Source organism: Neobacillus sp. NRS-1170, from assembly GCF_050468025.1.
The window spans coordinates 50,237-61,033 of the sequence record NZ_JBITPF010000051.1 but is presented as its reverse complement, the minus strand read 5'-3'; the positions used below and the strand labels follow the sequence as shown (position 1 = coordinate 61,033).

Genomic DNA, 10,797 nt, shown 5'->3' with positions numbered 1-10,797 from the left:
TTGACGGGGTGCAGTTCAAAGTAAATGTGTTCTCCTTTATTTTTCTGCTATTAATCTCAATTAAGAACAACAGTTTCCATCAAATGTTACGTCAGTTCCACTGGTTATGCATCCGAAATTGAAGATTTCTAAGATCATCATACAAAAATACCAAGAACACTTCACTTATTGGAAAGATATTATAAATGTATTATTCTAAAAATTCTGTAATTACGCTTGCCTATATCACTTTTAAACTTTACTATTATCAGTAAATAACATATTTTCCAAGTTTACAAAAACTAGCAAGTTATTAATGCGATATTGCAGTAACCAATGCGCTATTGCATTGTTGGGAAAAATACTTAAAATCGCTATTTTAGATTTAGTTTACTGATAATTAATTTTATTCTGTTAATTGAGAGCGATGCAATTTTGCATTAACTAATATATTTTTACTGCAAAAAAGCCTTGATTATGTAACAGGCGACAGTTTGGCATGCTTCTTGCAACAAAATAATGTAAACGCTTTAATGGAGGGTGGCTTAAACGATGAGACGATTTGAAAACAAGAGCGTATTTATCACTGGGGCTGGTAGTGGGATAGGAAAAGAAACAGCCCTGGCATTTGCAAGGGAAGGAGCAAAGGTCTACCTTAATGATCTGCCCACTCAGCAAAATGTTCAAAAGATTAAAGAAGAACTGATAAATGAAGGGGTACAGGTTGAGTTAAAGCTAGGGGATATTTCTAATCCCGAGCAGGTAAAGGATATGTTCAAAGATATAGAGAATCTTGATATTCTTGTGAACAACGCCGGAGTTTTACAAGAGGTTTCGATGGAGGAGATAACCGATAGTGACTGGGATGCCATGATAAAAGTCCATCTTTATGGCACCTTCTATTGTTCCCGAGAAGCTGGAAAGCTGATGCTTCATCAAGAATCAGGAAAAATTATCAATATCTCTTCGGATCTTGGCCAATTGGGCTGTGAACGGTTAGCCCATTACAGTGCGGCCAAAGGCGGTATCATTGCCTTTACCAAAGCGTTGGCAAGAGAATGGGGACCTAAGGGAGTGCTGGTGAATTCTGTAGCCCCTGGAGGAACTATGACACCGTTGGTAGAAAGATTGGGCCCGGAATATGCGATCGAAGAGGCGGCTAAATATCCTCTCAAAAGACTTGCCGAACCGAGTGAAATTGCAAATGTCATCCTATTTCTCGCTTCAGACGAAGCCCTTTTTATGACAGGCCAGATTGTTGGAGTAAATGGAGGAGGAGTTATGATTGGATAAGCATTAGCTTGGTTGCTATAAAGCTATTACCATCTACAAAAGGAATAAATATTCAATACAAAATATAACCCCATTTAAGAGAATGATTTTTTCATTGAACAATAGCGATGTAACCAGTTTTTAATATGGAGCTGAAAGGGGTAATTTTATGGGATTTTCTAAATTTATTGGCTATGACAGGGAGGGAGCCATAAAGGAGCTTCCTACCACTCTGAATAAAGGAAGACTCAATACGTTTGGCGTCGTTATGGCGGCCCTTGGATTTAATGCCCCGGCCTGGGTTGCGGCATCGTCCATGTCGATTCTTTATTCTATTTCAGGGAAGGCATCACCTCTAGCCATTCTCATTGCTTATTTTTTCCCTATGCTTGTCTTGGCTTTGAGCATGGTGTACCTCACCCGCCAAGCTCCCTCTGCGGCAGGCGTCTTTACCTTTTCAGAGAAGTTTATCCATCCTCATGCTGCAACCATATTAGGATGGTCCTACGTCATCTGTTGTGCAACGGTTACGCCCATGACTGCAGTAATTGGAACGGAGTATATCCAAGCCCTAATTCCTGGTTTGCAAGGAGTTTTTGCTGCAAAGCTGATTGGAACTGTGTTAATTCTTGTATTTCTTCTCGTTTGTCTTCGTGGCATCGATATTACCGCGAAGGTAGCAGGAACCTTCTTGATTTTTGAAATTCTCGTTGTCGCGGGTCTTGGTCTTTGCGGAATTCTTAATCCACAAGTAGAACATCTATCTTTCTCTTCTCTTTATTCCATCAAAGAAGCCGGCGGCTGGTCTGTATTAGGTCCTGCAGTTCTTTTTGGAGTTTGGATGTTAGCGAATTTTGACTCATCTATTAATCTTATCGAAGAAGCCAAAGTTCCTGTTCGTACCGTTCAGCGCTCCATCATCTTAGTCGTTACCTCCGCCTTTATTATCTATAGCATTGCTGCGATCGGTTGGCAGTACGCTATTCCGGTTGAAAAATTAGCCTCTATTGTTGAAAGCGGGGATGGAGGACCGATTGCTGCTGTTGCAAATGTGTATCTGCCGCCAGCCCTAAGTTGGGTTGCACTCTTTGTTGTCATAACTTCTGCCTGTGCAGGTTTACAGATCTCACTAACGTCCGGTTCTCGTGCAGCCTATCGGATGAGTATCGAAGGTCACCTGCCGAATGTGTTCAGCACTATTAACAAAAGAAAGGTGCCTTGGTTGGTTAACATTTTAATTTGTCTTTATGCCATCATTCTTGTTTGGCTTAAGCCGCTTTCCCAGCTCCAATGGTACTATGACGTAGTCACTATTACTTTAGTATTTTCATACCTAGCTATACTCGTTTCATTTATTCGGGCTATGTTTATGCACAAAAGCATTGGGGTTGCCTTGTTGGCCTCTATTTTCCCCGTCCTTGCCATGGGGGTCTTAGGATATATTGGCTATACTGCTGGAGCAGTCCCTGTTAACCCTGATGATTTATACAATGCTTGGTACTTGGGCGCTGGAATCATCATAACCGGTGTTTTCTGGGTTTTTTATGGAAAGCGAAATGGAAAAAGAAATACCATAGATTTGAAGATTTCTCAAAATGTAAAGTAAGGAGCTGATATACAGCCTTAACTAACCTTTTCTGTGGCTCTATCCAGGGCCACATTTATTACCAAACATAATGCAAACTTACATTGGGAAATGTGAGTTTGCATTATGAATATCGAATTTTGCTTGATGGAGGTGACCTATGCAAACTAGTAATCTTTTATCCGAAGATTTAGGATGGACCATTTTAGAAAATCAACCTTTGTCTGTCGTGGTTTGGAAAAAGAAAGGAGAGCTTATCTACTCGAATAAGCTTGCCCGCGAAACTTTTTCCACTGCAGACCTGAAGTCATTATTGCTTGACTACGCTGAAGATCCACCTCTTATTAGGTTTAAGGGACGAATTTTTAGGTGTTCTTATACAAGCTTTGAATCCTATAGGATTTGCCACTTAGAGGATATCTCAGAAGTGAGAAAACTAGCAGAGATGAAAGAGGATTTGGAAATCATCTTCAATTCCTCTTTTGATGAAATTTTCGTAACAGATGGCCAAGGCGTTGTGCTTAGGGTAAATTCAGCGGGAGAAAAACAATACGGACTTAATAGTGATGAAATGGTTGGCAGGAAAGCCCAAGAACTTAGTGGAGCGGGTTATTTTTCGCCTTCGTTAACTCCTGACATCATCAAACATAAACAACGGAAATCCATTGCGCAAACAACTAGGGATGGAAGAACGCTGTATGTGACAGGAAATCCTGTTCTGGATGAAACAGGAAAGTTAATTAGGATAATTTTTAACTGCAGGGATCTTACGGAAATTAAACAAATGGAAAAAAGATTGGAAGAAACCGAATCACTTCTTTCTAGCTACCGTAGCGAATTAGTGGAGCTGACAAAAGGTGTTGATAAGCAGATGGTGGTAGAATCCCCAATCATGCAGGGGGTCATTGAAGTGATCAGTAAGGTAGCACACGTGGATTCTACCATTCTAATTACTGGTGAATCAGGTGTCGGAAAATCGAATATAGCGAAGTTGATTCATGAATGGAGCCCTAGAAAAAACGGTCCTTTTATCCAAGTCAATTGTGGTGTCATTCCAGAAACCTTATTTGAATCAGAATTGTTCGGCTATGAATATGGAGCGTTCACAGGGGCACGAAAGGAAGGGAAGAAAGGATTAGTTGAGGCTGCGGATGAGGGGACGCTATTTCTAGATGAAATTGGCGAGCTGCCGATGCAGATTCAAGTTAAGCTGTTGGAGATTATCCAGGAACAACAGTATCGGCGTGTAGGCAGCGATAAATTGCGTAAGTCGAATATTCGGATTGTAGCTGCTACGAATAAGGACTTAAAAAAATTATTATTGGAAGGAAAGTTTCGTGAGGATTTGTTTTTTAGGCTGAATGTTATTCCGATTCATATACCTCCTCTCCGGCACCGTACTGAAGAGATTCCACATCTAATAAACCTATATTTAAACAAATTTAATCAGAAGTATGGTTTAGGCAAACAAGTCGACCCGCTCGTTCGGCAAAGGTTTTTATCCTATCCTTGGCCAGGTAATATAAGAGAACTTGAAAATTTGATGGAGCGAATGGTGCTTACTTCTGGAGGCGCAAATATTTGCCAATATGATTTACCTGAAATGCTCCAGACGGAGAAACCGAAATCTGCTATCACGGTCCACCGGGTTATCCCTCTGAAACAGGCGGTTGAATATGTCGAAGCAGAGCTATTACGTAGAACCTTTAAAGAATTTGGTTCAACCTACCGGATTGCTGAAGTACTTGGAGTCAATCAATCTACCATCGTACGCAAAGTAAGCAAATATGAAAATTGGATTAAAGGGGAGTTTGTAGGGATATGACTAATTTTTCGTGGCCAAAGGGGAAAAAAGCTGCTGTTTCCTTGAGTTTTGATGTCGATGCGGAATCCGCTTGGATACTCGATAAAGAAAATCATCAACGTTTATCCTTACTTTCATCAGGGGCATATGGCCGCAGGGTAGGGGTGGACAGAATTCTGCGTCTTTTAGCGAAACACAATTTAAAAGCACAATTCTTTATTCCAGGCTATACAGCTGAATTGGATGAAAATCTGGTCAGGCAAATCCATGAGCAAGGCCACGAAATTGGCTGCCACGGGTATCTCCATGAACGAACTGATACACTTTCCTATGATGAAGAAAACGAAATATTAACAAAATCGAAGGAGATTCTGTCCCGGATTACCGGGAAGGATCCGAAGGGGTTTCGGGCTCCATTATGGGAGGTGACGAAACAAACCTTGCAGTTACTTGATAAACATGGGTTTGTGTTTGATAGCAGCTTGATGGGGAATGATGTGCCATATCTTGTACCAGGAGACCAATCGAAGCTTTTGGAGTTGCCAGTTTCTTGGCTGTTGGATGATTGGGAGCAATTTGCCTATTCTGCCGTACCTCAATCCGGCTATGTTATCGAAGATCCTGAAAAGGTTTTGCGGCTATGGAAGGCGGAATTTTCTGCTATGTATGAAGAGGGACGCTACTTTCTTTTAACGATGCATCCGGAAATTATTGGCCGGGCTTCCCGGATAAAAATGTTAGATGAACTAATTACTTATATAAAATCTCATTCTGATGTTTGGTTTTGTACCCCGCAGGATATTTATGAAACTTGGAAAAATGGAGAAATCGAATTGGAAGAGTATCCATATTAGAAATGAGGGAAAGTGATGAGTGAAAAATTTGAACTGCCTAATCCAATGACTATGCCAAGGTTTGCAGGAATTCGAAGCTTTATGAGATTGCCATATCAACAAGAAATTGAAAAGAAAGACTATGTTATTCTTGGTGTACCGTTTGATACTTCAGCAAGCTATCGTTCCGGTGCACGATTTGGCCCAGAGGCGATTCGCCGCAGCTCCGTTCTTCTACGCCCTGCCAATGTATTTCATCAGATTCGTCCTTCTGATTATTTAGATGGCGTCGATGGTGGGGATGTAATGGTTATCCCTGGAAACACGCAGCAAAGTCATCAAAACATTACCGCTCATGTCAAGGAGTGGGCCAAAGAGGGAACCGTACCGATTGTCCTTGGAGGGGACCATTCCATCTCCTTGCCGGAATTGCGTGCGCTTGCCAGCGTTCATGGTCCATTATCGCTAGTACACTTTGATGCACATGGAGACACCTGGGATGAATACTGGGGCGAAAAGTATACGCACGGAACACCATTTCGCCGTGCTCTAGAAGAAGGAATTATCGATACCTCTTCTTCTATTCAAATCGGGATGCGTGGAACCGTTTATGATCCGAATGATATTAATGAAGCGCGAGAACTAGGGTTTGAGGTCATTACTGCCGATGAAATGCGGGTCATCGGGTTGGATGAAACAATGAAGCGTGTTCGCCAAAGGGTTGAAAACAAAAAGGTTTTTCTCACGTTTGATATCGATTTTCTTGATCCCGTATATGCACCTGGAACCGGCACTCCGGAAATTGCAGGGTTCACCAGTGCAGAGGCGCAGCAAATGCTCCGAGAGCTTGCCGGGTTACACTTTATTGGATTTGACCTAGTAGAAGTACTTCCAGCTCTTGATCCATCTGAAGTGACTGCCTTGACTGCAGCAACCATTGTCTTTGAATTCTTAAGCTTGCTAGCTGTCTGCAAACGAAATCAAAACGAGGAGGCTTAATATGAGTGTACTTGTGACAGGAGGAATGGGCTTTTTAGGGACCACTCTAATCCGAATGCTTCGAGAACAGGGGGAAGTCGTTGTCAGCTACGACCGGCGCGCATTAGAAAATAATGATGACAGGAATCTTAACTATATACAAGGAGATCTTCTTGATTTACCGCTGTTGATCGAGACAATCCGGAAGTTTGATGTGCAAGGGATTATCCATACTGCAGCCATTTCTCATCCCTATTTTTCGCGGGACATTCCCTATCAAACGGTCATGACTAATGCTGTAGGGACAACTAATGTTTTTGAGGCGGCCAGGTTGAACGGGGTAAAACGAGTAGTAAATTTTAGTTCTGAATGCGCATATGGGAACAATCAAAATTTAGGATATATCAATGAAGATGTGCCGTTGAATCCCACTACTCCATATGGAGCAACAAAGGTTTTTACGGAAAAGCTGGCACGCGTTTACAGTGATTTATATGGCATGGAGATTCCATCACTTCGGCCAGGCTGGATTTATGGACCTGGGCAATTTATGCAGTGCTATATGAAAACTTTGTTGCGGAACGCAATTGATGGGGTTCCAACTGTGGAAGATGAGGGAAATGAGTATCGATTTCAATATGTTCACGTTACGGATGTTGCGGCTGCTTCGATTCAGTCCCTGACTGTACCGGCAACAAATCTTCGTCATGGTGTCTATAACATAACAGGGGGGACTCAAATTAGCTATGCGGAATTGGTGGATTATGTAAATAGATTGTTCCCTCAAGCTATAATAGATATTGGTCCGGGTACGATTGATGTTCTCGATCAAAACGCAAAGTTTGATATCACAAGGGCTGAAGAGGACCTTGGCTATCGTCCGAGGATAGAGCTAAATGAAGGCATTACTACATATGCGGAATGGTTAAATAATCACCCATATTAAATAATTTCTTTAAAATATAGAAACCTTCAAATCAGGCCACTATCAGGATGTACCCAAACAGGATTTACAAGTTTAATCGTAACTATACTGTCATTAAGATCAAAAAAATAATCCACCCTTGGTTAGTGGCCCGGGTGGATTATATTACCATCTTACTGTCCACATGAACAATGATTAACTTGGATAGTGAATTAAAACAAAACACTTTACTATCTTATTTACATTGTTTCTGTAAATATCAGGTTTATCTGCTTCAAAAATAATAGTGTCCTCGCAATCAACTACATAAAGCTTTTCATTAACTTCAACTGCCAATGTCCCTACATTTACAAAAGATGTATTCTTCTACACCTGCTGGACTACTAAAAGGTGATATCTTTATTCAAAATGGGGAAGGAATGATGGGGTTCATGATCTTTACCCATTTTTGCTATTTTCTTTGGGTTCAAAATTATAAAAATGAAAAAGTGCCACTATGGGGAATACTTGGAGAGAGTATGAAAACTAGTTTTTAACCTTGAGAAAAATTTTAAGAATCATGGGTGTGGACCTCTCCGTATCAGGCATGAGGAGAGGTCCACACCCATGATCAATGTTAAAAGATGTTAATGCGTCAGCTACGCCAACAAGTTTAAACTGCCACGTCTCTACGAGTAAAAATAAGCCAGGAAATCAGATTGAACACGAGGAAATAGATAGCGAGCACTACGATGGAAAACGACAATGTCATTCCATCTTGGAAAGGACGTCCGCTCAGTTACTGAGTGAGATTGGTGTTGGCGAACAACAGGTAATTACTCCAATCGAAGCGCACTGCTTCGGATGGCGGATGAGATCATAAAGGCCGTGATTATGTACTTAAGATTAAGAATTTAGTAAATATGCATCAATTGGGTAAAGTGACATTTCACTCTACCGAAATACTTTATCATTCTTTTCATATATTTCTAGAACAGAATGAAAAAGGAATCCTCATGCAAAGCAAAATAAGGATTCCAAATAGTTTTTTATTACTATCCGCTTGGTAAAGGTCATGATTAATGCTTTAATTCATCTATTGTTCGTTCTCCTGTTGACTTGAATCTGTCTCTTGTTCGCTATCCGACTGGTGCTCATTCTGGTTAGAATCCGACTGGTGCTCACCCTGGCTGGAATCCGACTTTTCCTCACTCTGACTGGAATCCGACTGGTGCTCACCCTGGCTGGAATCCGGCTTTTGCTCACTGTGACTGGAATCCGCCTTTTGCTCATTCTGACTGGAATCCGACAGTTGCTCACCCTGGCTGGAATCCGGCTTTTCCTCACTCTGACTGGAAACCGGCTTTTGCTTATTCTGACTGGAATCCGGCTTTTCCTCACTCTGGCTGGAAACCGGCTTTTCCTCACTCTGGCTGGAAACCGGCTTTTCCTCACTCTGGCTGGAATCCGACTTTTCCTCACTCTGGCTGGAAACCGGCTTTTCCTCGCTCTGGCTGGAAACCGGCTTTTCCCCACTCTGGCTAGAATCCGACTTTTTCTCGTCCTGCTTTTTGCTGGAATCCGACTTTTTTTCGTGCGGCTTTTTGCTGGAATCTGATTTTTTCACGTGCGGCTTTTTGCCGGAATCCGGCTTTTTCTCATGCGGCTTTTTGCCGGGGTCCGGCTTTTTCTCGTGCGGCTTACCGATGCTAACATATTTAATATGGAAAATAGGAAGCACATTTAATGTCTTCACATTGTTGGAAAGAGTAATCCAGTCATTACTCATTTCGAATAAAACTCCCAATACTTTTTCTGGCCCACGATTTATTTTCAAGAATAAATATTTTAATTTTCCCAGAAGTTGTGTAAAGTTATCTGCAGTAAGGAATGAAAAAGTATGTGGATCTTCAATTTTTGCCTGCTCATACTCTGTTTCCAGAGTGAAATTTCGGACATGGTTAACATTCACATATACAATGCCTTCATGCTTAACATTCATCACTAAATAGTCAGACCCGACATGTAACAATTGACCTGACAGAGATTTGGGCCCATGGTTATTTATTTGAATAACTCTTCCAACCCACCCAATTAAAGGGTTATTATTGCTTATCTCCATTTTTATACCCCCCACAAAGTTTCAATAAATCATATGTATAGAACAATTGATTGATTGGGTAAATAACTATAAAAGTCCAGAATTGTTACTTTTGAATACAAAATCGTATTTATCACTGGGGCTGGTAGTGGGGTAGGAAAAAACAGCCCTAAGGAATGACGGGGTTCATTATTTTTATCATTGCTGTTATTTTCTATGGTTTCAATATTATAAAAATGAAAATAGGGACACTACCATTGGGGAAAACAGGGGGGAGTAGTTAAAACTACTATTTAACCTTGAGTAAGATTTCAAGAATAATAGGTCATCCCCCCTCCGCATCAGGCCAAATGGGGGAGGGACACACCAATTATCAAATGTTGAAAGATGTTTATTCTTCAACTTTGCAAGTAGGTTTACGCTGCCACGTCTCTACGTGTAAAAATAAGCCAGGAAATCAGATTAAACACAAGGAAATAGACAGCGAGCACGACGATGGAAAAGTACAAGGTCATTCCTTCCTGGAAGGGATGTCCGGCCAGGTACTGGGTGAGATCGGTATTGGCGAACAACAGGTACTTGCTCCAATTGAACCGATGCAACGCCCCCAGAACTATATTACCTGCAAACAAGGCGCCGATGGAAAACCCTATCGCCATCGCACTGCTTCGGAAGGCGGATGAGATCATAAAGGCCATGGTTATGTACATGACCGTGGATACACCATTAAGCATATACGTTTTCCAAAGATTGAGGACCATATTCTTTTCAACGATTTGCCCATCCGCATTCATACTGACCAATGGCAGATCCAAATATCCAAATCCATATAAGATTCCGTTCACTAGGACGGATATGACAAACAGAGTAAGTAACAACAACATACCGAACAACAGAAAAGAGAGATACTTAGAGACGAGGAACTTAACCCGGCTAGCAGGCCTGATGAGCAGCAGCTTGATGGTACCGGAAGAAAATTCACCCGCCACACTGTCTCCCACAATGATGATGGTGAAAATGGTAATTAAGATCATCATATTGGCCGAACTGTTCACGCCATCCCACATCGTGCCGTCCGTCGATCGAATATTCTGCTCCAAGTGATAGTGGTTAAGGGCAATCTGCTCCTGATAGAACTTTCGGTCATCATCGCCAAGATTGGACCCCTTAAGAATTTCGCTCCATTGCTTATTCTTCAGCTGCAGTTCTTGCCGCCATCCATCGCCTTGTGCCTTTTTTCCATCGGAGTGCCATTCAATGATGTTGACAAAAAGCACAAAAGCGGCCATCAGTCCGACCAGGATCCATGTTCGTACCCGTCAGTAAATCTTCATATTTTCA

Annotated in this window: 8 protein-coding genes; 6 read left to right on the top strand and 2 right to left on the bottom strand. The window is 41.6% G+C overall.

The features are described 5' to 3' along the window. The first annotated feature begins 531 nt into the window (after window positions 1-531). From ACIFOT_RS22235 to ACIFOT_RS22210, 6 genes are all read left to right on the top strand, one after another. A complete protein-coding gene (locus ACIFOT_RS22235; RefSeq protein ID WP_430067951.1) occupies window positions 532-1,272 on the top strand; it encodes an SDR family NAD(P)-dependent oxidoreductase in 741 nt (246 codons plus the stop codon). Window positions 1,273-1,420: 148 nt separating this feature from the next. Beyond that, the gene (locus ACIFOT_RS22230) at window positions 1,421-2,857 is read left to right on the top strand and encodes an APC family permease (RefSeq protein ID WP_430067947.1); all 1,437 of its coding nucleotides are present in this window, start codon (window positions 1,421-1,423) and stop codon (window positions 2,855-2,857) included. 139 nt (window positions 2,858-2,996) lie between these two features. Further along, window positions 2,997-4,661 carry a sigma-54 interaction domain-containing protein gene (locus ACIFOT_RS22225; RefSeq protein WP_430067944.1) on the top strand — a complete coding sequence of 555 codons (1,665 nt, stop codon included), beginning with the start codon at window positions 2,997-2,999 and terminating at the stop codon, window positions 4,659-4,661. Further along, window positions 4,658-5,494: a polysaccharide deacetylase family protein gene (locus ACIFOT_RS22220; protein WP_430067941.1), complete on the top strand. Its 837-nt coding sequence runs from the start codon at window positions 4,658-4,660 to the stop codon at window positions 5,492-5,494. The genes ACIFOT_RS22225 and ACIFOT_RS22220 overlap by 4 nt, the downstream gene beginning before the upstream one ends. Before the next feature lie 15 nt (window positions 5,495-5,509). Beyond that, window positions 5,510-6,472 (top strand): agmatinase, encoded by a 963-nt coding sequence (gene speB / locus ACIFOT_RS22215; protein ID WP_430067939.1) that lies wholly within the window; start codon window positions 5,510-5,512, stop codon window positions 6,470-6,472. Window position 6,473: 1 nt separating this feature from the next. Further along, the gene (locus ACIFOT_RS22210; protein ID WP_430067936.1) at window positions 6,474-7,397 is read left to right on the top strand and encodes an NAD-dependent epimerase/dehydratase family protein; all 924 of its coding nucleotides are present in this window, start codon (window positions 6,474-6,476) and stop codon (window positions 7,395-7,397) included. A gap of 1,054 nt (window positions 7,398-8,451) precedes the next feature. On the opposite strand, the gene ACIFOT_RS22205 is transcribed toward ACIFOT_RS22210, so the two are convergent. Both ACIFOT_RS22205 and ACIFOT_RS22200 read right to left on the bottom strand, forming a co-directional pair. Continuing rightward, a complete protein-coding gene (locus ACIFOT_RS22205) occupies window positions 8,452-9,477 on the bottom strand; it encodes a hypothetical protein (RefSeq protein WP_430067933.1) in 1,026 nt (341 codons plus the stop codon). 395 nt (window positions 9,478-9,872) lie between these two features. After that, window positions 9,873-10,760, bottom strand: a complete 888-nt coding sequence (locus ACIFOT_RS22200) for an ABC transporter permease (RefSeq protein WP_430067961.1) — start codon at window positions 10,758-10,760, stop codon at window positions 9,873-9,875. Window positions 10,761-10,797: the final 37 nt, after the last annotated feature.